Below are 23,867 nucleotides of genomic sequence, written 5' to 3' on the forward strand. Positions count from 1 at the left end.
TTTAAGCATTTGCAAAATAAAGCATTTAAGTCTTTACTTAATAAAGAGACATCTGCAGGGAGTATGCTATGTTTGGACCAATGTTTCATTCCGTAGTGTTGGCACAAGTTTTAGGATTGTATTTCACGGTTATAGCGATTATTCTGCTATCCAGAAAAACTTATTTCCAGGCACTGGTTCTAGAAATGAGGCCTGATGGCGCACAGATGATAGTAGCGGCTGCGTTTGGCTTTCTTCTGGGGTTGTTTATCGTTGTAACCCATAATATTTGGGTTTTGGAACCACGTGTTTTGGTAACAATAATTGGTTGGATTATTCTTATTAAATCATTATTGTGGCTTGCTCTTCCCGAGCGCATGGTAAGTGTTTCCAAAAAAATGTATTCCGGGCCAACATATTATGTAATTGCTGCCATTGTTTTAATAGTTGGGCTCATCCTTTTAATAAAAGGCTTCTATTTTTACGTTGATCCAGACTATTACATTGGCCCCGAAGATTTTAAAGGGTAATTAATTTTCAATTAACACTCTGGAGGTGTCTGCCTCCGGAGCTGCTTCTGCAAATGCAGGCAAGTGGGAGCAATAGTCATTTATTTCAGTAATCAATGGATAAGCGTCCATCGAAAAATGAAAGCGTTTTGCATTATATACCTGCGGCACCAGACAAACATCAGCTAAGGTAATTTCCTGCCCATAGCAGACGTGATTTTTACGCGGCAGGGCTTGCAACCGTGCTTCCAACGCAGTAAATCCTTTCTTTAGCCAGAGATGATACCATTGTTGAATTTGCTCTTCTGTGGCAGCAAAGTTTTGGCGTAACTCTTGCAGTACCCGTAAATTATTTAAAGGGTGTATATCGCAGGCGATCAGGTATGCAAGGCTTCTTACCAAGCCTCGTCCTAATGGTGTTTGCGGGAGGAGGGCAGGTTTTGGGGATATTTCTTCCAAGTATTCAATAATGGCAAGGGACTGGCTTAAAATATGGCCATTTTCATCCAAAGTAGGAACAAGACCTTGCGGGTTAAGTGCTAGATACTCGGGCCGGTTTTGTTCGCCGCCATGATTCACCAAGTGTACAGGTATACGTTCATAGCTGATATTTTTATAATTTAAAGCAATGCGTACGCGGTAGCTCGCAGATGAGCGAAAATAATCATAAAGTTTCACGATGTCCCTCAATTTGGCAATTTTTCGAATGCGTTTCCACGGGCTGTACCTGCTGGTTAATGGCGCCAAAAATGCTGTTTCCTGCTGTATCTCTCATCTCGATACGGATTGAATCGCCATAACGCATAAATGGGGTTTTAGCCTTTCCTTCCTGTAAAATTTCAAGCATGCGCTTTTCTGCTATACACGAAGAACCTCTACTGCGATCAATATTGGAGACAGTACCTGAGCCAATGATGCTGCCGGCACTGAGGTTTCTTGTTTTTGCAGCATGCGCAATTAACTCTGGAAAAGAAAACGTCATGTCTATTCCGGCATTGGGTTCACCAAATAGCTCATCATTGAGATAACTGCATAAAGGCAAATGCAGACGCTGCCCATCCCAGTGGCTTCCCAATTCATCAGGGGTAACCGCAATCGGAGAAAAGCTGCTTGCTGGCTTGGATTGAAAAAAACCGAAGCCCTTGGCAAGTTCAGCAGGGATAAGGTTACGCAAAGATACATCATTGACCAGCATCAACAAACGTATGTGTTTTTGTGCGTCGCCGGGGCTCACTCCCATGGGAACATCATCGGTGATAACGGCTACTTCTGCCTCAAAATCAACTCCATAGGCTTCATCAGCGACTAAAATAGGATCCGTAGGGGCTAAAAAATCATCAGAGCCGCCTTGATACATGAGAGGATTTACCCAAAAATCAGCAGGCATTTCTGCACCGCGGGCTTTTCTTACCAGCTCTACATGATTTACATAAGCACTGCCGTCTGCCCATTGAAACGCACGCGGTAAAGGGGAAGCCATTTGTTCTGGGTCAAAAGGAAAAGCTCCACGCAAAAGGTTTTCATTAAGTTGTTGATAAATTTGCTGTAGAGGTTTTACAACTTGTTGCCAATTTTCTATCGCAAGCTGTAGTGTTGCAGCGATTTGCGGCACACAAACAGCATAAGTTAATGTTTTATTGACGACACATAACGTGCCATCACGTGATTGTTTTGATTTTAGCGTGGCTAATTTCATATTATTTCTACCGGAATTATTTTACCTGCGGTTATATGAATAACCACAGGGCCATCTTTAATTGGTTTCTTGTAAGGTCCCGCGTTTTATTTGGTCTCGCTCGATCGCTTCAAATAGTGCTTGGAAATTACCTTCGCCAAAACCCTGGTTGCCGTGCCGCTGAATGATTTCAAAAAATACCGGACCAAATAAGTTTTCGGTAAAAATTTGTAGTAACAGGCCGCCTGCAGCTTCAGCTTCACCATCGATTAAAATTTTTTCTTGTCTTAAGTTTGCAATGGGTTCGGTGTGCCATGGTATGCGGTTGTTAATCATTTCATAATACGTATCCGGTACATCCAGGAAACGTACACCGTGTTTTCTTAAAGAGCGCACTGTTTCGTAGATATTTTCAGTGCTGAGCGCGACGTGTTGAATGCCCTCGCCTCTATATTCATGCAGGAATTCTTCAATTTGTGAATGATCATCTTTGGATTCATTTAGCGGGATCTTAATTTTTCCGCACGGGCTGGCCAGAGCTCGGCTAATCAATCCGGTCATTTTACCTTTAATATTGAAATAACGAATCTCACTGAAATTAAAAATGGTTTCATAAAACTTAGCCCATTTATCCATGTTGCCGCGAAATACATTATGAGTTAAATGATCAATGCCTTTGAGTCCGGCTGAAGGCGTTTCATCATGACTGGTGTTTGTCCATTTGCCTGCAAACGGCTGATGCGAATCGTCTACAAAGTAAATCACACTGCCGCCAATCGCTTCGATCGCGGGTAAGCCGTGATCGGCATGGGCACAGTCTTGAAAGGGGGTTGCCCCATGTTGAATAGCGTACTGAAAGGCATGGTTTGTATCATGTACACGAAAACCCATAGCGCAAGCTCCAGGGCCATGGGTTTTTGCATGTTGCGCTGCCTGGCAATTGCTTGCGCCATTTACTATAAACTGGATGTCACCCTGTTTAAAAAGAGCAACTTCCCCGAAAGTTGCCGCAAGGTGAAATCCCATTTCATGAAACTGACGGTGTAAAGCGTCTTTATCTGGGCCTGAGAATTCCAGAAACGCGAAGCCATTCAGACCGCAGGGATTGTCCTTCATCTGTTGATTCATACTGACTCCTTGTACTTTGAATGAATAGGTTGCAGCAGCTATTTGGGTTGAATTAAAAATAAACCGTCGGCAATAGGCAATAAACTTGTGAATACCCGTGTATCATGCTGGAGGATTTCATTTAACCTACGAATTTCCCGAGTTTGGCCATTGTTTTCTTGTTTATCGACTACCTTGCCGCTCCACAATACATTGTCGATCGCGATAATTCCATGCGGTTTTACCAACTGCAAGGATAACTCATAATAATTTACATAGTTGGTTTTATCGGCATCGATAAAAATAAAATCAAATGCATGCTTATGAGTTGCAACAAGTTTTTCCAGCGTGTCTAAAGCTTTGCCCAGGCGTAATTCAATTTTGTTATCCTGGTGTGCTTCGCGCCAGAATGGATAAGCTTTTTCGGTCCATTCCTCGTTGATATCGCATGTTAGCAAATGCCCATCTTCCGGCAATGCTAATGCCATAGCCAAGGAGCTATAGCCCGTAAACGTGCCAAGCTCCAGAACGTTTTTAGCACCGATTATACGCAAAAGAAATTGCATGAATTGCGCTTGCTCAGGGGCGATTTGCATATTGGCGAGCGGTAATTTTGCCGTTTCTTCCCGCAATGCCTTCAATACCGGGTGTTCTTGCACTGATGTCTGCAGCAGATATTCGTACAATTCCGGCGTCATGTTGATATGTTTCATTAATCTTCCTCAAGCCAATTTTTCTTGAGCAAGGGTATCGGTAATTACGCTTACCGGTCTGTTTTCTTTGGCTGAACGCTCAAAAATTTGCAATAGTGTCGTGCCTATTCCATCAATTTGCTGATTCACCAGACTCTCTTGGGTATGCAGATATTTACTGGCAGCAAAAATAAGCCCCCCTGCATTGATTACATAGTCGGTAGCATAAAGAATGCCTTTGTCATGCAATTTTTGACCGTGATAAGCATGGGCCAGCTGATTGTTGGCGGCACCCGCGACAATGCCAGTTTGCAATTGATTGATGGTTATATCATTAATTACAGCACCGAGCGCACAGGGAGAAAAGACATCGCAAGGTATTTTATGGATATTCTCAGTGGCAACTGCAGAAGCGCCAAATTCCTTTACAGCTTGCTCAACGCGTTCGGGATTAATATCTGCTACCGTGAGGTTTACACCCAATTCATGAAGATGCTGCGCTAACAAATAGCCGACATGGCCTAAACCTTGCAGGGCAACGTGCAAGCCATTTAAATTTTCTCTGCCTAGTTTAAAAAAAACTGCAGCTTGGATTCCACGTAAGATGCCTTTCGCAGTATATGGAGAAGGATCACCGTTATGGCTGGATAAACTGGCTACATGTGGGGTATGCTCTGCAATAATATCCATATCGCTTAACTGAGTACCGCTGTCCAGCGCCGTGATATAACGACCGCCCAAATCATTGACAAACTCTCCAAACCGATGCAAATAAGCGGTTCTGTCGTAAGGCTTGCTGGGCTCAATGATAACCGCCTTGCCTCCGCCCAATGGCAGGTTAACGAGCGCCGCTTTATAACTCATCCCGCGCGCTAAACGCATTGCATCATATAATGCAGCCGTAGTGTCTGGATAGTGAATGAAGCGGCATCCTCCCAGAGCGGGGCCAAGTTTGGTACTGTGGATGGCAACAATCGCCTTCATTCCTGTTTCGCGATCAACTTTAAAGTGGAGCTCACCAAATCCCCGTGATAAAGCATATTCCAAAAAATCTTCATTTTGATCCAGGGTGGGGGTACTGGGCTTGAGTGAGTCGACGGAAATCATGGGTAAAACTCCTAAATGCAATAATGTGTAATGTTATAGACGGATTTCATTTCTAAATCAATGCTCATTGCCTGCGAACCGGAAGTGTAATTTTGGTTTTTTAAAAACAATATGTTTCAGTAAATGACAAATTAAGGCAAGTAAAATATAAATCCATCGACAGGCTCGACTACACTTCTAGGAACTTGTTTAAAATTTATTTAGCCGAAACATGCTTAACATCTTCGATGCGCACTTTCATATTATTGATTATGGATTTCCGCTCACTGCGAATCAAGGGTACTTGCCACAACAATTTACCCTGAATGATTATATGCTGCGCACAAAAAATTTGCCTGTAAAAGGCGGGGCCCTGGTATCTGCATCTTTCCAGGGGTTTGATCAAACGTATCTTTTAGCAGCGCTGCAAGCATTGGGTACTGCATTTGTGGGTGTCACCCAATTACCTTTTACGGTGAGCGATGCTGCCCTCATCAAATTGGATGCAAGCGGCGTAAGAGCCGTGCGTGTTAATTTATTTCGTGGCCATAAGATAGATATGCCTGAATTGACACAATTCGCACGCAGAATTTATGAGCTCGTGCAATGGCACATTGAACTTTATCTTAATGCCGCACAGCTTAACGCCTTAATGCCGGCTTTGTTACAATTTCCTGCATTAAGTATTGATCATCTAGGATTATCAGATACAGCATTGCCTGCTTTGTTGAAATTGGTAAAACAGGGAGTAAAGATAAAGGCAACAGGTTTTGGACGCTTAGCGATGCATATTCCGCATGTATTGACCGAAATAGCCGCGATAGACCCGGCTGCCTTATTGTTTGGCACAGACTTACCATCCACCCGCGCCGCGCGTCCATTTGCTGAGCGGGATATTCATTTGATTCGTGAGGCCCTGGGGGATGAACTGGCTGAAAAAGTTTTGTATACGAATGCTGTGTGTTTTTACCGTCCCAAACGTATATTATGCAACTAATTTGTGTATAAAAAATGCAATTTATTTGCAGCAAGGATGACACAAAAGATAAACCTGTCGTACACTAGGAAGCTTTGTTTCCGGAGAATGATTATGAAAAAAATAGCTGGCTTGCTTGCGCTCTTCGCCCTGACCCCTACCAGTTATGCAGCAGATGAATCGCCGGATGTATTACTGGATAAGGTTACATTTCAAGTCACGGCAAGACAATGGGTAAACACCAAAACGGCTTTGCTGACGGTAAATGTGAATGCAACCTTAACTCATGCAGACTTGGCTAAGGCCCGGGCAGAAATCATGGGTAATCTTTCCCAAATTGCCAAAGGAGATTGGCATTTACTCCAGTTTGAGCGCTCGCAGGATAATTCAGGCCTTGAAAAATTGACTGTACAGGCGCAGGCACGCGTGGATCAAACCAGTTTGACCGAGGTATATCAACACGCAAAATCGGTTAGTAAACCGGGTACAAGTTATGAAATCAGTATGATTGAATTTAAACCGAGTCTTGAGGAAGTACAGCAAATTAAAACGCAGCTGCGTGAGCAATTATACCAACAAACCTATGCCGAGTTGGCACGCATTAATCGCGTATATACCGGGCAAAATTATACGCTATATAACTTGACCTTCGTTGAGGGTGATGCAGTTCCTTTGCAACCTAAAGCCATGCAAGCGCGCGAAGCTATTAATACCATGGCATTGCCTGCCGCTTTGGACGTCTCGGTCAGTAATGAATTAACCATGACGGCTGTTGTCCAGGCTGCTTCTAATCGTCAAGGGGAATAAAGTTGGAAATTGCTCGTGTGATCGCTCATCGCGGTGCTTCAGCCTATACACCAGAAAATACGATGGCTGCGTTTAACAAGGCATTATCCTTGGGAAGCCGTTTCATTGAGTTTGACGTCATGCTAAGTGAGGACGGAGACCCCTTTATTTTTCATGACGATAACCTGGAGCGCACGACAAATGGGCGTGGCGAGTTTGGGAGGATGCGTTCCGAACAGGTACGCTCGCTGGATGCCGGCACCTGGTTTTCCAGGCGCTTTCATAACGAAAAAATTCCAAGCTTGCAAGAAACATTGCAATGGTTCAGTGCGGCAAAAATTCAAGCGAATATAGAAATCAAGCCTCATCCCGGTCAGTTTGAACCGGTAACCATTGCCGTATTGTCGCATTTAAATCAATATTGGCCATCCGATCTGGAATTACCTTTGTTATCAAGTTTTGATCGCGACGCATTGTATTTATGCCGGAGCATCGCCCCGGAAATTCCTTTGGCTTTGCTTTTGCATGAATGGCAGGATAATTGGCTACAGCATGCGAAAGAATTGCAGTGCATGTCCGTTAATCTCAATAAATGCATTTTAACGAAGGCACGCGTCGCTGAAATTAAGCAACAGGGTTATAAAGTTTATGCTTATACTGTAAACCATAAGCGCCAGGCTTTAAAACTTTTTGCCTGGGGAGTAGACGCCGTGTTCAGTGACTATCCTGATCTGTTGTCATGATCTTTCGTTTGCTATTTATAAGCTGGTTATGTTTTTCAGCACTTGTAACTTGGGCGAAAGAAAAACCTGTAGAAATTATTCTATGGCATTCATTTGCAGGGCAGCTGGGTCATGAAGTCCAGCAACTAGTCAGCCGATTTAACAAGAGCCAGGAAGAATATCAGGTTAAACCTGTATACAAAGGCGATTACCTTGAAACGCTCACCAGCTTTGCAGCTGCTTTTCGGGCTAAACAACCTCCGGCATTAGTGCAGGTTTTTGAAGTCGGTATGCCGACCATGTTATCGCCAAGAGGCATCATTAAGCCTTTGCATGAATTAATGGCTGAGCAAAAAATGAACTTACCCTTGGAAAGCTTTTATCCTGCCATCCGCACGTACTACAGCGAAAATGGTCATCTTAAAGCCATGCCGTTTAATTCATCCGTACCTGTAATTTTCTACAATGCTGATGCATTGGCTAAAGCCGGGTATTCTAATCAACCATTCCCCAAAACCTGGGAAGAATTGGAACTTCTCGCAGCCGACCTGCGGAAAGCGGGATACCCCTGTGCGTTTACCTCAGCGCATCCAGCTTGGGTATTAATAGAATCCTTTGCAGCCATCCATGGCTTGCCCATGTTAACCGAAGATAATACCCAGGCGGTTTATAATCAAAAGCCCATGATTGAACATTTAGAGCGCTTATTAAGGTGGCAGCAGGCACACTATTTTGAGTACGGCGGCCGCGGTGATGATCCAACTATATTATTTACTAGCGGAAGATGCCCGTTGTTTAGCCAATCATCGGGTGGCTATAATAGTTTAAAAAGCATGGTTTCTTTTCCTATGGGCATAGCCCCATTACCGCTTGATCAAAAAATTAGTCCCGTTCGATTTAACAATGTCACAGGCGGTGCGGCGCTTTGGGCTGTTGCGGGGCATTCATCTGCCGTTTATCAAGGCGTGGCTGCTTTTTTTGTGTTTTTGGCAAAACCAGACGTTCAGCAAACCTGGCACAATAACACCGGCTATTTACCCTTAGGAGTAAACGGTGTTTATAAATCCCTGGCGCAAGGCAGTCAGCATCCCTCTCTTGCATTGGCACAAATGGAATTCACTGCAGTGCCGCGTCCTCCATTACGAATTCAAATGCAAATAAGGCGAATTAATGATGAAGCTTTAGAGGGGATTTTTGCAGGTCTTAAAAGTCCCAAAGCAGCCCTGGATGAGGCTGTAGCACGTGCAACTCATGCCTCTGTTCGTTTTAGACGGAATACCACTATTGAATAGAGGCTGATTCGTACTTGCATTAGGGAGGGGGCTTTTGGTTACAATAGACAAGCCATTAATACCAGGGACGGATTATGAATGAAATTGATTTATTAGAATTGTTCTATCAGGAAATGAGGTTACAAGGAAAACCCCATAATCAAATTTTCCTAAGCTTAACCGAAGAGTTGATCCCTTATCTGCAAGATAATATCGATGTTGGTATGACTTTGGAAAAGCTTGAGAAACTTGCAGACATTTGTATTGCCAATGAGTGGCTGGAAAGAACAACCGCAGATCCTCATTATAATTTCCTGTCGTTAACGCCGGCTGGATTGCAAGTGGTTTTGGCGCGTGAATATAACCGCTAACCAGGATTATAATTTCTGCACTTGCTTTCTAAGTGCACGCAATAATAGTCGCACAGCTTTGCGGTTCTTTGGATCATCGCTGTTTGCGTGGCGTAGTCTTAAGGCTTCATAACGGGCGAGATAATCTTGCAACAGGGAAGTAAGTTCGGGAAATTTTTTACCCAGTTCATTCCATTGTTTTGTTAAGGATTGATACGGAGTGACTGGGATTTTTAAGCGTTTAAATTCGCGCTGCAAACGATGGTACTCGCGCAGCATAGGATCCTTTGGATGCCACCAAATATAGCAACACCAACTTCCTGCCAAGAAAAATAAAAAGCCAAGCAGCCAAAGTTGTAATAATTTCTCAAAGTCCCAGGCACCTAGCCCAAGTAATTGCAGCAAACTCTGTTGTCGGTCCTGATTATAGAAAATTAACCATCGTTCCCAAAAAAAACGCATTGATTCAAGAGTCAGCCTTAATTGTTGCCAATGCGCAAGATTTAACGAATATTGCTTGTTTTGAATATAAAACCCAAGCTCCTGACTATTTTGTCCTAACAGATCAGTTTCTATGCGTTGCTTGGCAATAAAGGCAGAAGGGTCGACCCGTTTCCAACCCTCTCCCTCTAGCCAATATTCCAACCAGGCATGAGCATCTTTTTGCCTTACATTTAAATAATGGCCATAGGGATTCCATTCGCCTCCATAATAGCCAACCACAATGCGGGCCGGGATGCCGGCTGCTCTTAAAATGAAAGCGACCGCGCTGGCATAATGCTCGCAATAACCTTCGCGGGTGGAAAACCAAAAATAGTCCAATTGCTGAGCGCTGTCTCCAATGGGTTTCGGATGTAAAGTGTACCAAAATGGTTGTTGATGGATGTGGAGAAGGATTTGATCCACCATGGCCTTAGTATGGCCATGAACTTGGTGTTTAAGTTGCAAGGCCCACGTTTTAAGCTTTGGATTCACATGGGATGGGTATTGCAGATTTTGCCGGATCTCCCCCGAGCTTAATGGTTTATATGCCGGTTTTTGTGTGGTTAATGCATAAGCAAACCGTTGCGTAATTTTGCTATGATCCAAACGCATTAAGCCAACAGCTTCGGAAAATTGCAAATTGGGCCATCCCGCTTTGGGTCTATTCAAATAAAATAGCCAATTTTTGTTATGCGCTTCCAATAAAACTTCATAATCTGCATCCTGTTTAGTAGGCAATAAGGTTAAAGGAGACAGATAATTGTATGGTTGTGGTTTGGATGTCCAGTTAACACCATCAAAATGATTTAAAATCAGTCCGTGCCAGTAAAAATCCTTAATCGATTGCACACGCTTAAATGTAATGCGCATGACGGTGCTGTCATCAGGAAACAATGACGACAAAGCGCCTGGGCTAATGCTTTCCCGAAAAGCTACTTTACCCTGAGCAGGGAGATTGACGCGCCAAAGAGGCGAAGAAGTGCGCGGGAAGAGAAAAAATAACAAAACACTTATTGGAATAGCGATGAGTAATAATTTTGTGCTGCGAATGAATAAAGCTTTAAGAGTTAGCTGAGGGAGGTATAATCGCAACAACAGCGAGAGGTTGGCAAGCATGGCAGCGAGCAGATATAACAAAATCCATAAGGTTTGGTGCAATATCAATGCCACCAAAATAACATAAAAACTGCATAAAATAAGAATGCGTACATCGCGTATGCGATGCAGTTCAACGATTTTTAACCAAAAAAAAGTAAGCAGGGCGCCAATGAAAAAATCAGCAGATAAAAAACTTTGATAATAAATCCGCAACACGGCAAGGAAAATTAACACGAGGAGGGCCAAAGCCCATTGCGGCAGCAGCGGATAGCTAAAATAACCGGTTAACAAGCGATAACTGATGGCTGTAATGGCAAGCATGATGATCCACCATGGGGCAACCGTTACATTTGCTAAAAAACAAAGCCCCATAACCCAAAGCGTGTGGCGCAAAATAGGCAATGGGACTTGTTCATTAAACTTTGTATGCATCAATAAGCTGCCAATAGTCGTAAACAATACTGAAGATGGTGGGCTCCCTGGCTTATTTCAGTGCAGGTATCTTTTATTTCCAGCCCGTAAGATTGCCCCTGTTCCTCAGCTGTCTGCAGCCAGTAACTCAATTGTTGCAAACTTTTTTCTACGTTTGTTGAGGATGCTTCCTGCATGCGAAACATCCAGTTTTCCCCAACAGTGCTTGTCATGGTTTTAAGATACCAACCCTGGCTTCGCGCTGAAATTTTCCAGGCAATGCGGCCTGCTTGCATCCAAGGATTGGCTGCTGGTTTTAATTCAAATAAATCTTCATCGCCCAGCTGTTCTGCCGAGCCGTGCGGGAAATCGAGATTTTTTTCCGGCCAATATCCTGGAGAGATAGGCTTTGGGTAAACATAATATTCCATTTGAAAATTTAGATATCCCCAGACGCGAAAGATCCCCAACGGCGCATAGCTGTAGATTTTTATTTGCGGTAAGAAAAAAACACCCCGCTTTGCAGTGGATAAAGGCAAAGTTATTTGCAAGCCTTCTTTGGGAATGTTCTCAATATAATGGCTTTCTTCCCGTGGAAATTGCAAAATTAAGCTAAAATGCACCGCATTTTCCCCTTTTACTAGCAGATTGATCGTTGCTGGTTGTCCTTGTTCTGTATCGTTTATAGGCAAGCACTGGACTAATAAACCTTTCAGATTCTGATGGCTTGCCCACATCCCTAAGATGCCTAGGACGATGAGCAAGAAAGCCAGCAGAAAAGCCAAGTTTAATTGGTAATTAATTGCACCGATGGCAATTGTTAATACAACCAAACCATAACCGCAGCCAAAAGCAGAAGGTAGTATGTAAAGCGTCCTGGTTGTCAATTGTTGAGGATTTTTGGCCGAGATGCGTTTTTTTGCCCATGGCAAGAAAAGGCGGCGCAGCGTTGGATATTTCATTAAACAGGCACCTCGACCTGATTTAATAACCTATCTGCAGGCGAAAGCTTATCAACTGTTTTCCTGACTACCAAGCGATGATTGACGACCGCCGGCAAAATGGTTTGTACATCGTCTGGCCGCACAAAGTCGCGTTCATTTACGAATGCATACGCTTGTGCAGCTTTAACCAACGAGCGTCCGGCTCGCGGGCTTAAACCGTGATTAAACCAGTCATGAATGCGGCTGGCTTGCAAAAAAGCCTGAATATAATCGAGTATGGGTGCGGAAACGATGACTTGCTGACTTTTATTTTGCCATTCCAGTAATTGTGTTGTATCGGCTACGGGCTCATATTGCTCCAACAAGCGGCGTTTTTCTTCGTCCATAAGCAACCGTCGCTCCGCATCGGGTGATGGATATCCTATAGAAAGCCGCATTAAGAACCGATCCAATTGCGATTCAGGTAAGGGATAAGTACCCGTTTGGTGTGCTGGATTTTGCGTGGCAATGACAAAAAAAGGAATAGGGAGAGCATGCGTGCCGGTGTCATTGGTCACTTGTCTTTCTTCCATGGCTTCCAGCAAGGCACTTTGTGTTTTTGGCGTCGCACGATTAATCTCATCCGCTAATATAAGTTGAGAAAAAATTGGGCCAGGATGAAAATGAAATTTTTGTTTAGTTATATCCAATACAGAAATCCCTAACACATCACTGGGCAAAAGATCGCTGGTGAATTGAATCCTTCTATATTTCATTCCAGTAAAATGCGCCAGCGCATGGCTTAAGGTGGTTTTACCCATCCCCGGGATGTCTTCAAGGAGTAGATGCCCGTTAGCCAGTAAACAGGTTATGGCTAGCTTAATGACCTCATCTTTACCCAATAAAATTTTATTTAACGCATCCTGTAATGTCTTGATCATAAAAATGAAGCCTTTCTAGCCATTGCCGACTTTTGTCTTTAGCTGCTCAAGACAGATAAGTGGACTTACTTTTCCAATTCTTAAATAAAGTATAAGTGCTTTAAGACGTATTTCAATTGTGGGTGTTTTCGGCATAAATTGAAGATTTCAACATATTTTTTTACTTGTGCTACGTTTATAGTTTCATTGCACAGGAGCTGACGTTGGTTGAATTACTATCAAGGGCACAGTTTGGTTTCAGCATCGGATTCCATATTTTATTCCCGACTTTAAATCTGGGCTTAGCCGCTTTTTTGGTGCTGACAGAAGCCTTGTGGTTATCGAGCAGAAACCCGTTATATCTGAGTATGTGCAAATTTTTTGGGAAAATATTTGCCCTTACCTTTGGAATGGGAGTGGTGTCAGGGATTGTTTTAGCCTACCAGATAGGCACTAATTTTGGTCCTTTTATTGCACAATTTGGCAATGTATTGGGTGCCTTGTTTGCTTATGAAACGTTGACCGCATTTTTTCTGGAGGCCGGATTTTTAGGCGTTATGTTGTTTGGTTGGCAACGCGTTCCTGGCAGCATCCATTTTACGGCCACTTGTTTTGTGGCCGTTGGCACGACCATCTCAGCTTTTTGGATCATGTCTGCGAATTCCTGGATGCAAACGCCAACAGGTTATTCCCTGGCCGATGGAAAATATTTAGTGGCGGATTGGTGGCAGATTGTTTTTAATCCATCCTTTATCCCACGCTTGCTGCATATGTTGATGGCTTCGTACACTACAACTTGTTTTGTGCTTGCTGGCATTGGCAGTTACTTTCTTTTGAAAATAAAATATGTGGAAATGGGTAAAAAAACATTATCTCTTGCGATGTGGGGAGCGCTTATTTTAGTGCCTACCCAAATTTTAATAGGTGATAAAGTCGGTTTGGATATCCATCATCATCAACCATTAAAGACTGCTGCCATCGAAGGAGTTTGGGAAACACAGCGTGGCGCCCCGTTCATACTCCTGGCTTGGCCATCTCAATCTTTGCAAAAAAACCAATACAGTATTTCTATTCCGAAAATGGCCAGTTTGATTAACACACACGATTGGAATGGAGAACTTGTCGGATTGAAATCAGTACCGAAAAGTGAACAGCCACCCGTTGCTGCAGTCTTTTTTTCCTTTCGGGTTATGGTGGGCATAGGCTTACTGATGTTATTCACCGCTCTACTCGCCTTGCTATTGCGTCGAGATGGTCGATTATATTTTAGCCAACGCTTTCATCAATGGTGCATTATCATGTCACCCATGGGATTTATTGCTGCAATTTCTGGCTGGTTAACTGCTGAAATAGGCCGCCAACCCTGGGTGGTTTACAATTTATTGCGTACCAAACAGGCGATTTCAGCCGTAGGAGAGGAGGAAGTTTTTACTTCTTTTGTATTATTGGTATTGGCTTATGGCATTGTTTTTGGCTTTTATCTTTATTATTTGTTTAAGACGATCCGCCTAGGCCCGCTTATCATGGATGCTGATGAAGTGGAACATCACACATTTCAGTATATGACGGATCAACACCCGATAGAGCCACGCGGAGATAAACCATAATGCTACCCTTCATTTTCGCAAGTCTGCTTGGATTCATCATCATCATGTATGTGATTTTGGATGGCTTTGATCTAGGCATCGGTATTTTATTTCCATTTACCCATAGTGAGCGTGAACGTGATTTAATGATGAATTCCATAGCACCCGTCTGGGATGGAAATGAAACTTGGTTAGTGTTTGGCGGGGCAATGCTTTATGCTGCTTTTCCAATCGTTTATGGTTTGCTTTTACCTACTTTATACGTGCCCATCATGCATATGCTTCTTGCCTTGATTTTCAGGGGGGTGTGTTTTGAATTTCGCTTCAAGGCCGAACGAAGCAAACCTTTATGGAATTGGGCTTTTGCCATCAGTTCGATTACGGCTGCTTTTTTGCAAGGGGTAATCCTGGGGGCATTTGTACAGGGTTTCGTCATTGATGAAGCTGCCCTAAGCATATCGACTTCCGATTGGTTGACCCCATTTAGCTTGCTGACAGGGCTTGCTTTAGTTTGCGGTTATGCATTACTGGGGGCTTCCTGGATGATCATAAAAAGTGAAGGGAAGCTGCAAAGAAAGATGAAGCATTTCGCAAAAGGGTTTTTAATTCTTGTCAGTATATTTTTATTGTTTGTGAGTATTTGGACCCCTTTGCATAACCCGGAAATATTCGCGCGCTGGTATAGCGTACCGAATATATTTTTTTTAATGCCGTTGCCTTTATTAACGGCTTGGATGATCATTTTGGTTTGGAGAAATCTTGCTAACGGGAATGAGCATAAGCCTTTTGTTTACAGTATTATTATATTCTTATGTGCCTATGCCGGTATAGGGATCAGTGTTTATCCGTATTTAATTCCGCATGAAGTGACGATTTGGGAAGCTGCAGCCCCGGATTCCACACTTATTTTTATTTTGATTGGCGTGGTAATTATGTTACCAGTTTTATTAGGGTATACTGTGTACGCTTATCGTGTGTTTTGGGGAAAAGCGGGACATGAGGGATACCATTAGTTTATTTTTTATTCGAGAGGAACGCGCTAAGATTCTTATTTTAGATGTGTGACTCTTTTCCCTTTCTTCCTTAATACGAATCGAGTATCTTCTTTTGTATTTTACAATACATGGCCATTGTTTAAGCGGCAGCTGACTTCCTTAAGATGGAGGGAGCTATATTTATTGTGGGGTATTGACTATATGCATGATGGTTCGGTTTTTTACACTATTTTTCTCATTTTTGCTGGCGCTGCCATTTTCTCCACCGTTGTGCTCTACACCAAACAATCCTTGTTGGTGGCTTATATTTTGCTAGGGGCTGCATTAGGTCCATGGGGTTTAAAATTAATTACAGACTTAAGCGCCGTTCAGCAAGTGGGCGATATGGGAATCGTATTTCTTTTATTTTTGCTAGGCTTGCACCTGCAGCCGCAAAATTTGCTGCACATGCTTAAAAAAGTCACTTGGGTTGCTGTATTAAGTTCGATATTTTTTGCTTTTATTTCCTACTTGATCGGAAGATGGTTTGGTTTAACAGAGGCAGAATCCTGGATACTTGGCGCCGCTATGATGTTTTCAAGTACCATCATCGGCCTGAAATTATTGCCCACTACAATACTTCATCATCAACATACCGGGGAAGTAATGATAAGTGTGTTGTTGATGCAAGATTTAATTGCTATCGTAGTTTTAATTTTGATCAATGGGGCACAGCAAGGCAATGGTTTATCTTGGGACAATTTAATTTTGGTAGGAGTTGCGCTTCCAGCGTTGATATTTTTTTCGTTTGCAGCAGAACGCTATGTCTTAGTCAAATTGCTGGCAAGATTTGATCGCACGCAAGAATATGTATTCTTGCTATCCATTGGTTGGTGTTTGGGGGTGTCCATTTTGGGGCAGAAAATGGGTTTATCCGAAGACATTGGTGCATTTGTCGCTGGAGTTGCCTTGGCAGCAAGTCCGATTTCACTTTTTATTGCAGAAAGCCTGAAGCCTTTGCGTGATTTTTTCCTGGTGATGTTTTTCTTTTCGGTAGGTTCTACGTTCAATTTTGGTTTTGCAGCGCAAGTAGTCATCCCCGCCTGTATCCTGGCCGCGCTTATTTTAATCCTAAAGCCTTTGGGATTTTATTTATTATTGGTAAAAGCCGGGGAAAAAAAGCAGGTTTCCAAGGAAGTTGGTATCCGCTTAGGGCAAGCAAGCGAATTCTCCCTGCTCGTGGCAAGTCTTGCGTTGAGCAGCAAATTAATTTCCGAGGTGGCATCCAATTTAATCCAAGCCACTACAATTTTAACATTTATTGTCTCGTCCTATGTGGTGGTATTAAAGTATCCTACGCCCATGTCTTTATCCGAAGGCATGCGCAAGGATTAAGAAGACAGATTTCTTCTATTGTTAACCAAGCAAACTTTTGCAGAAATTACAGATTGCGATTGGAAGCTGCAAATATTAGTAGGGGTTCATGATGAAACTTTTGGTTATTGTACTTTGTCTTTTAAGTGAGCGTTATTTAATGCACGCAAGTGCCCACTCGCGGTTTTATTGGTTTAGCCGTTACGCAAATGCAATGAAGCTGAATTTATCCAAAACAGGGATAAATGCCTGGGGTATCCTTGCCAGTCTCATATTACCGATCGCGCTTGCAGTCTTTGCGCTATTCTATCTGGTTGAGGATAAGGTATTTGGTTTTGTTGGGTTAATATTGAATATCTTCGTATTTTATTATTGCCTTGGCCCAGATAACCCTTTTTATGCAAAGCGATTGGAAAAGGAAAAAGAAATTACTTCTATTGAAGTAGGCGATTACTTAGCGCAAGTCAATGGACAATTGTTTGCAGTCATTTTTTGGTACATTGTTTCAGGTCCAGTGGGTGTGGTGATTTACCGCTTGATTTCTTTATGCCAGCGAGATGAAACGGTCCAAAGACAAGCAGCTTGGCTGACCGGCATCCTAGATTGGGCACCAGCCAAGTTAACTTCTTTACTTTATTTGTTAGTAGGCAATTTTCAAGCGGGTTTTAGTTGTTTTTCCGAGCTATTTTTTGCTTCTCCTGAGAAAAATCAAACCATGTTAAGCGGTTGTGGCTTGCAGGCTGTGGGTTTTGAAAAGAATGAGCAGACACCAATGCCACATGCCGAAATGCTGGTGGAGCATGCGGTTATCGTGCTATTGGTTTTTTTGGCCTTTTTTACTTTGGTCGCTTGGCTATAATCCATTATTAACCCCCTGAGAAGAGTTATGATGCCTATTACCCGTTTTCTTGTTTGTCTTATGTTTATTTTCATGACGGGATGCAATGCATCCCGTCATGTGCAAGTTCCTGTTGCTTGTAAAAACGCTTGCCTGGAGCGCCTTAGTATCTGTCAACAAGTATGCGATAATAGTTGCCGACAATGTGCAGCACGCGCAAATCGGGCTGCCGAAAGGAGTTATAACCAATACAAAAAAGAAGAATGTTTGCGGGGCGGCATTATCACGCGCGAGTTGAAATCCTACCGCGATCCACTACAATGCCGCAAAACGACCTGTGAATGCGGTGCGGATTATCGAGTATGCTTAAAAGCATGCTCTGGAGTTATTCATAAACGTCTGCAAGTTGCACCGGCTTGCTGTTAGAGTCTGTAGAGGCGGGGAAAGTCCAATGGCAAATGAAAAAATAAACGATATTGATCCTATCCAAACAAAAGAGTGGCTGGATGCCCTGCAGGATGTGCTTGCTCAGGATGGCAATGAACGCGCAACTTTTTTATTAAAAGAATTATTAAATAAGGCAATGGCAGAGGGAGTTCAACTCGGAAGTACGACCATCCATACGCCTTACCGTAACACCATTAAAACTTATGAAGAAAAACAAATGCCGCCGGATGAAGGCATAGTTAAACGTATTAATGCTTTAATCCGTTGGAATGCAGTAGCCATGGTGCTTCGTGCTGGCAAATATGAGCCGGAGTTAGGCGGGCATATTGCCACTTATGCTTCCGCGTCCACCCTTTATGAAGTCGGTTTTAACTACTTCTTTAAAGGCCCGCATAAAAATGGCGGCGATTTAGTGTACATACAGGGGCATTCTTCTCCTGGTATTTACGCGCGTGCTTTTTTGGAAGGCAGATTATCTGAGCAACAACTTGATCATTTTAGGCAGGAAGTGGAAGTAAATGGTTTGTCATCTTACCCGCATCCTTGGCTAATGAAAGATTTCTGGCAGTTTCCAACGGTGTCCATGGGATTAGGGCCTTTACAAGCTATTTATCAAGCTCGTTTCCTGAAGTATTTGGAAAATCGTGGTCTAATCAAGGCAGAAGGGCGGAAAGTTTGGGCTTTCTTAGGCGATGGGGAAATGGATGAGCCAGAATCCGTAGGAGCTTTGTCCATAGCTGCCCGGGAGAAATTAGATAACCTTATTTTTGTGGTGAACTGTAACCTCCAGCGTTTGGATGGACCTGTGCGTGGCAATGGTAAAATTATTCAGGAATTAGAAGGTTTATTCCGTGGTGCGGGCTGGAATGTCATTAAAGTTATTTGGGGCGGACGCTGGGATCCTTTATTTGCACGCGATAAAAATGGCATCATGCAAAAACGCATGGAAGAATGCGTGGACGGGGATTATCAAAGTTATAAAGCCAACGATGGAGCTTATGTTCGCGAGCATTTCTTTGGCCAATATCCCGAATTGAAAAAAATGGTTGAACACCTGTCTGATGAAGAAATATGGCGCTTGAATCGCGGTGGCCATGATGCCCAGAAGGTTTATGCTGCCTATGCCCAAGCAGTTGAGCATAAAGGCAATCCCACTGTTATTTTAGCTAAAACCATTAAAGGTTATGGGATGGGGGCTGCCGGCGAAGGGATGAACATTACCCATCAACAAAAGAAAATGAGCATTGAACAACTGCGTGCTTTTCGCGATCGTTTTAGCATCCCCATCTCGGATGAGGAAATCACGCAAATCCCGTTTTATCGACCCAGTGAAGACAGCCCGGAAGTGCAATTTTTACGCAAACAGCGCGAGGCATTAGGCGGATATTTGCCGGCACGCAATACGGAATGCGAATCTCTGCAAATTCCGGATTTGTCTGCTTTTTCCGTGATAACCAAAAGCTCAGGGGAGCGTGAAATTTCTACCACCATGGCTTTTGTGCGTCTTTTAACGGCGTTATTAAAAGATAAGGAAATTGGCCAACGCATCGTGCCCATTATTCCTGATGAATGCCGTACTTTTGGCATGGAAGGTTTATTTCGGCAGATTGGTATTTATTCACCAGTGGGACAACTATACACTCCTGTTGACCGCGAGCAAGTGATGTATTACCGCGAAGCACGCGATGGGCAAATTTTGGAAGAGGGGATTAATGAAGCAGGTGCTTTCTGTTCTTGGATAGCAGCAGCCACTTCCTACAGCACAAACAAACTGCCAATGATCCCTTTTTACATTTATTATTCCATGTTTGGTTTCCAGCGCATTGGGGACTTGGCTTGGGCAGCTGGCGACATGCGTGCGCGCGGCTTTTTATTAGGTGGTACTGCCGGCCGTACTACGTTGGCCGGGGAAGGTCTGCAACACCAGGACGGGCATAGCCTGTTATTGGCTTCAACGATACCTAACTGCGTGGCTTACGACCCAACTTATGCCTATGAAGTGGCAGTAATCATTCAGGATGGCTTACGCCGTATGTATGAAAAACAGGAAAATGTATTTTATTACATTACCCTTATGAATGAAAATTACCATCACCCGGATATGCCGGAAGGTGTGGAAGAAGGGATCATAAAAGGCATGTACCTCTTGAAAGAAACTTCAGCACCTAAAAAACAGCATATTCAACTCTTGGGCAGCGGTACGATCTTGCGTGAAGTGATTGCAGCAGCCGAAATGTTGGAAAAGGATTTTTCCATTTCTTCTGACATCTGGAGCGTTACCAGTTTCACAGAGCTGCGCCGTGATGGATTAGCAGTTGAGCGCTATAACCGCATGCATCCTGAACAAGCTCCAAAGCAAAGCTATGTCAATCAATTATTAGACGGCCGCAAGGGTCCAATCATTGCTGCGACGGATTATATGCGTTTATACGCTGATCAAATCAGACCTTTTGTGCAAAATCACTACGTTACATTGGGAACAGATGGTTATGGGCGCAGTGATACCCGTGCAAAATTACGGCACTTTTTTGAAGTAGATGCCAAGTTTATTGCCCTGGCTGCACTGGATGCTTTGGCTGAGCAAGGCGAGTTGCCCAAATCTGTAGTGGCAGAGGCACAAAAACGTTATGGCATCGATGCAGAGAAAATAGATCCGGCAATCAGTTAACTTGCAGGGTTATTTACCTTAAATTAAATAACAAGGCTTCAATCTGGATGATTCATTAGTCATCCAGCGGTTAAGACCTGGAAGCTGATGCGTGCTACAGGTACGCAATGAGATGAGGAAATGTATGGCGAACGAAAAAGAAATAAAAATCCCGGACATTGGGGGTGCCGCCAATGTCGATGTAATTGAAGTATTGGTCAAAGAAGGCGATGAAATCAGCGTCGATACTTCTTTGGTTACCTTGGAGTCAGACAAGGCAAGTATGGAAATCCCTTCACCCGCAGCTGGCGTGGTTAAAGCATTACGCATTAAGGTGGGTGATAAAGTGTCCGAGGGCGATGTTATCTTGACGCTAACTTCTGCTGAAGCTGAACCGACTGAAAAAGAAGAAGCGGAGCAAGAAGCAGAGCCTAAGAAAGCTCCTGCCAGAGAACAGGCGCAGGAAACTGCCCCAACTGAAGCAGCTTCACCAGCAGCACCTCAAACTGAAGATAAAAAACAAAGTGAAGGCGTAGATGGCGAAGCTGCTGCCGAAAATGGCGGCTCCATTGCGGCAGGTCCTGCAGTGCGTCGTTTGGCGCGAGAATTAGGGGTGGATTTACAGCAAGTTGCAGGCAGTGGACGCAAGTCTCGCATTACTAAAGAAGATGTACAGCAATTTGTCAAAACCAAATTACAAGAAAAATCTACCGGTGGTTTTACGCTTCCACCCGCGGCAAGCATTGATTTTGCTAAGTTCGGTAGCATTGAGGTTAAACCTCTAAATAAAATTAAACGCTTAACCGGTGCTAACGTGCATCGCTCATGGATCACCATCCCGCATGTGACGCAATTTGACGAAGCTGATATCACTGAGTTGGAAGCTTTCCGTAAATCCGAAATAAACAATAGCAAGCATGCTGATGTTAAATTGACGATATTGGCTTTCGTATGCAAAGTCGTAAGCAAAGCATTAACGATGTATCCGCAATTTAATGCCTCTTTGGATGCGAGTGGTGAAAATTTAATTTACAAACAATATTTCAATATCGGTGTCGCGGTTGAAACGCCGAATGGCTTGGTTGTTCCTGTGATTAAACAAGTGGATACCTTGTCTGTGATTGAAATTGCCAAAGAAATGGGGCGGTTAAGCAGCAAAGCCAGGGAGAAAGGATTAATGCCAGCGGATATGAGTGGTGGTTGTTTTACGATTTCAAGCCTGGGGGGTATTGGGGGCACGGCATTTACACCTATTGTAAACAGTCCTGAGGTCGCAATTCTTGGCTTATCCCGCGCAAGCATTAAACCGGTGTATCTGGATGGTGAGTTCAAGCCTCGATTGATGCTGCCATTATCCCTATCTTATGATCATCGGGTCATTGACGGGGCTGAGGCTGCGCGGTTTACCCGCTTCATCAGCGACAGTTTGGGCGATATCCGCAAAATTTTATTGTAGTAGTGCTATGAGGCTTTAACATGACAGAACAGATTAAAACTGATGTAGTGGTAATTGGAAGTGGTCCAGGAGGCTATACGGCAGCCTTCCGTGCTGCGGATTTGGGAAAAAGTGTGGTTTTGGTCGAGCGTTTTGATACGTTGGGAGGCGTTTGCTTGAATGTTGGTTGCATACCCTCCAAAGCTTTATTACATGTTGCGAAAGTAGTGGATGAAGCGCATGAAATGGCAGAATTAGGTGTGAATTTGGGCAAACCTGAGTTTGATAGTGAAAAGCTGGTGGCTTGGAAAAACTCGGTTGTTGGCAAGTTAACAGGTGGTTTAAACGCTTTGGCTAAACAACGTAAAGTTCAGGTAGTCACTGGAAATGCAAAATTCTCAGGTACTCATGAGTTAAGCGTAGAAGGTAAAGAAGGTAATGTTAAAATCGCTTTTGAACACGCTATTATTGCTGTGGGAAGCGAATCAGTAAATCTGCCATTTATTCCGAAAGATAAGCGCATATTCAGTTCAACAGGTGCTTTGGAATTGGCAGATATTAAGGGAAATATGCTCGTTTTAGGTGGCGGTATTATCGGTTTGGAAATGGCAACCGTATACTCGGCCTTGGGTGTAGAAGTCACTGTCGTTGAGTTTATGGATCAGCTTATTCCAGGTGCAGATGCTGATCTCGTTCATGTCTTGCAAAAACGCATGAGCAAAAAAGGTGTTAAATTCCTGCTCAAAACAAAAGTGACCCAAATTGATGCCAAACAAGATGGTATTTATGTTTCTATGGAAGGCGAGCATGCTACCGGCAAACCGTTATGTTTCCAGCAGGTTTTAGTTGCGGTTGGCCGTAAACCCAATGGCCACACCATTGCAGCTGAAGAGGCTGGCGTGAAGGTCGATGAGCGCGGATTTATTCCTGTTGACAAGCAAATGCGCACCAATGTTTCGCATATTTTTGCTATTGGCGATGTGGTCGGTCAACCCATGCTGGCACATAAAGCCATCCCAGAAGGAAAAGTTGCTGCAGAAGTCATCGCGGGCAAAAAACATTACTTTGATCCGAAATGCATTGCCAGCGTGGCTTATACTGATCCGGAAATTGCCTGGGTAGGTTTGACTGAAAAAGAAGCTAAAGCGCAAAACATTTCATTTGAGAAAGCATCTTTCCCATGGATGGCCAGTGGCCGTGCTTTAAGTATGGGACGTGAAGAGGGAATAACCAAACTGTTGTTTTGTCCTGAAACCCGTCGCATTCTCGGAGCTGGAATCGTGGGCATTAATGCGGGCGATCTTATTTCCGAGGCTGCATTGGCTATTGAAATGGGTTGTGATGTAGAAGATATTGCGTTAACCATCCATCCGCATCCGACTCTTTCAGAAACCATTGCACAAGCAGCGGAAATATTTGAAGGTTCTATTACCGATCTGTACATGCCTAAAAAGAAGAAAAAGGATTAATGTGCTGCCTTGGATGGCGGTGGCAATAGGTAAGCGTGGTTAGTGCTGCACGAATCACGCCTGCCTGCTACACGCCCGCTTTATCCAAGGATACTAGGTGCCGGTTGCG

General features: G+C 43.6%; 22 protein-coding genes. 14 read left to right on the plus strand and 8 right to left on the minus strand.

The features are described from left to right. Window positions 1–68: 68 nt before the first annotated feature. Complete coding sequence (locus tag NKV53_RS08865; RefSeq protein ID WP_126953920.1) at window positions 69–509, plus strand: hypothetical protein; 441 nt, start codon at window positions 69–71, stop codon at window positions 507–509. Here NKV53_RS08865 and maiA read toward each other — a convergent pair whose 3' ends face one another. The 5 genes from maiA to NKV53_RS08890 are packed head-to-tail and all read right to left on the minus strand — an operon-like array spanning window position 510 to window position 5,069. Continuing rightward, window positions 510–1,166 carry a maleylacetoacetate isomerase gene (gene maiA, locus NKV53_RS08870; RefSeq protein WP_126953919.1) on the minus strand — a complete coding sequence of 219 codons (657 nt, stop codon included), beginning with the start codon at window positions 1,164–1,166 and terminating at the stop codon, window positions 510–512. It lies immediately after the preceding gene. Continuing rightward, a complete protein-coding gene (locus NKV53_RS08875; protein ID WP_127057181.1) occupies window positions 1,153–2,184 on the minus strand; it encodes a fumarylacetoacetate hydrolase family protein in 1,032 nt (343 codons plus the stop codon). Before NKV53_RS08875 ends, maiA begins: the two co-directional genes overlap by 14 nt. A gap of 57 nt (window positions 2,185–2,241) precedes the next feature. Beyond that, window positions 2,242–3,291: a 4-hydroxyphenylpyruvate dioxygenase gene (gene hppD / locus NKV53_RS08880; protein ID WP_253351001.1), complete on the minus strand. Its 1,050-nt coding sequence runs from the start codon at window positions 3,289–3,291 to the stop codon at window positions 2,242–2,244. Window positions 3,292–3,329: 38 nt separating this feature from the next. After that, window positions 3,330–3,983 (minus strand): class I SAM-dependent methyltransferase, encoded by a 654-nt coding sequence (locus NKV53_RS08885; protein ID WP_253351003.1) that lies wholly within the window; start codon window positions 3,981–3,983, stop codon window positions 3,330–3,332. A gap of 9 nt (window positions 3,984–3,992) precedes the next feature. Continuing rightward, entirely contained in the window at window positions 3,993–5,069 is a 1,077-nt protein-coding gene (locus tag NKV53_RS08890) for an amino acid dehydrogenase (RefSeq protein WP_126953915.1), read from the minus strand. A gap of 211 nt (window positions 5,070–5,280) precedes the next feature. Between NKV53_RS08890 and NKV53_RS08895 the strand changes: the two genes are divergently transcribed. The 5 genes from NKV53_RS08895 to NKV53_RS08915 all read left to right on the plus strand — a co-directional run bounded on the left by NKV53_RS08895 (window position 5,281) and on the right by NKV53_RS08915 (window position 9,174). Next, a complete protein-coding gene (locus NKV53_RS08895; protein WP_126953914.1) occupies window positions 5,281–6,045 on the plus strand; it encodes an amidohydrolase in 765 nt (254 codons plus the stop codon). A 93-nt stretch (window positions 6,046–6,138) separates the two neighbouring features. Further along, window positions 6,139–6,831, plus strand: a complete 693-nt coding sequence (locus NKV53_RS08900) for a hypothetical protein (protein WP_126953913.1) — start codon at window positions 6,139–6,141, stop codon at window positions 6,829–6,831. Between the two features lie 2 nt (window positions 6,832–6,833). Then, a complete protein-coding gene (gene ugpQ, locus NKV53_RS08905; RefSeq protein WP_126953912.1) occupies window positions 6,834–7,553 on the plus strand; it encodes a glycerophosphodiester phosphodiesterase in 720 nt (239 codons plus the stop codon). Then, entirely contained in the window at window positions 7,550–8,824 is a 1,275-nt protein-coding gene (locus NKV53_RS08910; RefSeq protein WP_127057180.1) for an extracellular solute-binding protein, read from the plus strand. The genes ugpQ and NKV53_RS08910 overlap by 4 nt, the downstream gene beginning before the upstream one ends. A gap of 74 nt (window positions 8,825–8,898) precedes the next feature. After that, complete coding sequence (locus NKV53_RS08915; protein ID WP_126953910.1) at window positions 8,899–9,174, plus strand: hypothetical protein; 276 nt, start codon at window positions 8,899–8,901, stop codon at window positions 9,172–9,174. 6 nt (window positions 9,175–9,180) lie between these two features. Here NKV53_RS08915 and NKV53_RS08920 read toward each other — a convergent pair whose 3' ends face one another. The 3 genes from NKV53_RS08920 to NKV53_RS08930 are packed head-to-tail and all read right to left on the minus strand — an operon-like array spanning window position 9,181 to window position 13,009. Then, window positions 9,181–11,166 (minus strand): DUF3488 and transglutaminase-like domain-containing protein, encoded by a 1,986-nt coding sequence (locus tag NKV53_RS08920; protein WP_127111145.1) that lies wholly within the window; start codon window positions 11,164–11,166, stop codon window positions 9,181–9,183. Beyond that, window positions 11,166–12,107, minus strand: a complete 942-nt coding sequence (locus tag NKV53_RS08925) for a hypothetical protein (RefSeq protein WP_126953908.1) — start codon at window positions 12,105–12,107, stop codon at window positions 11,166–11,168. The genes NKV53_RS08920 and NKV53_RS08925 overlap by 1 nt, the downstream gene beginning before the upstream one ends. Then, window positions 12,107–13,009 (minus strand): MoxR family ATPase, encoded by a 903-nt coding sequence (locus tag NKV53_RS08930; protein ID WP_127032732.1) that lies wholly within the window; start codon window positions 13,007–13,009, stop codon window positions 12,107–12,109. Before NKV53_RS08930 ends, NKV53_RS08925 begins: the two co-directional genes overlap by 1 nt. Window positions 13,010–13,206: 197 nt before the next feature. On the opposite strand from NKV53_RS08930, the gene NKV53_RS08935 reads away from it, so the two are divergent. From NKV53_RS08935 to lpdA, 8 genes are all read left to right on the plus strand, one after another. Beyond that, window positions 13,207–14,595 (plus strand): cytochrome ubiquinol oxidase subunit I, encoded by a 1,389-nt coding sequence (locus NKV53_RS08935; protein ID WP_127032750.1) that lies wholly within the window; start codon window positions 13,207–13,209, stop codon window positions 14,593–14,595. After that, window positions 14,595–15,587, plus strand: coding sequence for a cytochrome d ubiquinol oxidase subunit II (gene cydB, locus NKV53_RS08940; RefSeq protein ID WP_127032731.1), 993 nt, complete (start codon window positions 14,595–14,597; stop codon window positions 15,585–15,587). Before NKV53_RS08935 ends, cydB begins: the two co-directional genes overlap by 1 nt. A 183-nt stretch (window positions 15,588–15,770) precedes the next feature. Next, complete coding sequence (locus NKV53_RS08945) at window positions 15,771–16,943, plus strand: cation:proton antiporter (protein WP_126953905.1); 1,173 nt, start codon at window positions 15,771–15,773, stop codon at window positions 16,941–16,943. A gap of 88 nt (window positions 16,944–17,031) precedes the next feature. Further along, window positions 17,032–17,781 carry a hypothetical protein gene (locus tag NKV53_RS08950; protein ID WP_325049357.1) on the plus strand — a complete coding sequence of 250 codons (750 nt, stop codon included), beginning with the start codon at window positions 17,032–17,034 and terminating at the stop codon, window positions 17,779–17,781. Window positions 17,782–17,808: 27 nt separating this feature from the next. After that, complete coding sequence (locus tag NKV53_RS08955) at window positions 17,809–18,186, plus strand: acyltransferase (protein WP_126953904.1); 378 nt, start codon at window positions 17,809–17,811, stop codon at window positions 18,184–18,186. A 25-nt stretch (window positions 18,187–18,211) separates the two neighbouring features. Further along, complete coding sequence (gene aceE / locus NKV53_RS08960; protein WP_126953903.1) at window positions 18,212–20,875, plus strand: pyruvate dehydrogenase (acetyl-transferring), homodimeric type; 2,664 nt, start codon at window positions 18,212–18,214, stop codon at window positions 20,873–20,875. Between the two features lie 124 nt (window positions 20,876–20,999). Further along, window positions 21,000–22,310 (plus strand): dihydrolipoyllysine-residue acetyltransferase, encoded by a 1,311-nt coding sequence (aceF, locus tag NKV53_RS08965; protein ID WP_126953902.1) that lies wholly within the window; start codon window positions 21,000–21,002, stop codon window positions 22,308–22,310. Between the two features lie 20 nt (window positions 22,311–22,330). Then, entirely contained in the window at window positions 22,331–23,758 is a 1,428-nt protein-coding gene (gene lpdA, locus NKV53_RS08970; protein ID WP_126953901.1) for a dihydrolipoyl dehydrogenase, read from the plus strand. Window positions 23,759–23,867: the final 109 nt, after the last annotated feature.

This window comes from Legionella sp. 27cVA30 (assembly GCF_024160945.1).
Classification (GTDB): Bacteria; Pseudomonadota; Gammaproteobacteria; order Legionellales; family Legionellaceae; genus Legionella_A; species Legionella_A septentrionalis.

Coding starts and splice junctions, on each gene's coding strand:
- NKV53_RS08865 (WP_126953920.1), top strand. CDS start 69: ATGTTTGGACCAATGTTTCATTCCGTAGTGTTGGCACAAGTTTTAGGA.
- NKV53_RS08875 (WP_127057181.1), bottom strand. CDS start 2,184: ATGAAATTAGCCACGCTAAAATCAAAACAATCACGTGATGGCACGTTA.
- hppD (WP_253351001.1), bottom strand. CDS start 3,291: ATGAATCAACAGATGAAGGACAATCCCTGCGGTCTGAATGGCTTCGCG.
- NKV53_RS08885 (WP_253351003.1), bottom strand. CDS start 3,983: ATGAAACATATCAACATGACGCCGGAATTGTACGAATATCTGCTGCAG.
- NKV53_RS08890 (WP_126953915.1), bottom strand. CDS start 5,069: ATGATTTCCGTCGACTCACTCAAGCCCAGTACCCCCACCCTGGATCAA.
- NKV53_RS08895 (WP_126953914.1), top strand. CDS start 5,281: ATGCTTAACATCTTCGATGCGCACTTTCATATTATTGATTATGGATTT.
- NKV53_RS08900 (WP_126953913.1), top strand. CDS start 6,139: ATGAAAAAAATAGCTGGCTTGCTTGCGCTCTTCGCCCTGACCCCTACC.
- NKV53_RS08910 (WP_127057180.1), top strand. CDS start 7,550: ATGATCTTTCGTTTGCTATTTATAAGCTGGTTATGTTTTTCAGCACTT.
- NKV53_RS08915 (WP_126953910.1), top strand. CDS start 8,899: ATGAATGAAATTGATTTATTAGAATTGTTCTATCAGGAAATGAGGTTA.
- NKV53_RS08920 (WP_127111145.1), bottom strand. CDS start 11,166: ATGCATACAAAGTTTAATGAACAAGTCCCATTGCCTATTTTGCGCCAC.
- NKV53_RS08925 (WP_126953908.1), bottom strand. CDS start 12,107: ATGAAATATCCAACGCTGCGCCGCCTTTTCTTGCCATGGGCAAAAAAA.
- NKV53_RS08930 (WP_127032732.1), bottom strand. CDS start 13,009: ATGATCAAGACATTACAGGATGCGTTAAATAAAATTTTATTGGGTAAA.
- cydB (WP_127032731.1), top strand. CDS start 14,595: ATGCTACCCTTCATTTTCGCAAGTCTGCTTGGATTCATCATCATCATG.
- NKV53_RS08945 (WP_126953905.1), top strand. CDS start 15,771: ATGCATGATGGTTCGGTTTTTTACACTATTTTTCTCATTTTTGCTGGC.
- NKV53_RS08950 (WP_325049357.1), top strand. CDS start 17,032: ATGATGAAACTTTTGGTTATTGTACTTTGTCTTTTAAGTGAGCGTTAT.
- NKV53_RS08955 (WP_126953904.1), top strand. CDS start 17,809: ATGATGCCTATTACCCGTTTTCTTGTTTGTCTTATGTTTATTTTCATG.
- aceE (WP_126953903.1), top strand. CDS start 18,212: ATGGCAAATGAAAAAATAAACGATATTGATCCTATCCAAACAAAAGAG.
- aceF (WP_126953902.1), top strand. CDS start 21,000: ATGGCGAACGAAAAAGAAATAAAAATCCCGGACATTGGGGGTGCCGCC.
- lpdA (WP_126953901.1), top strand. CDS start 22,331: ATGACAGAACAGATTAAAACTGATGTAGTGGTAATTGGAAGTGGTCCA.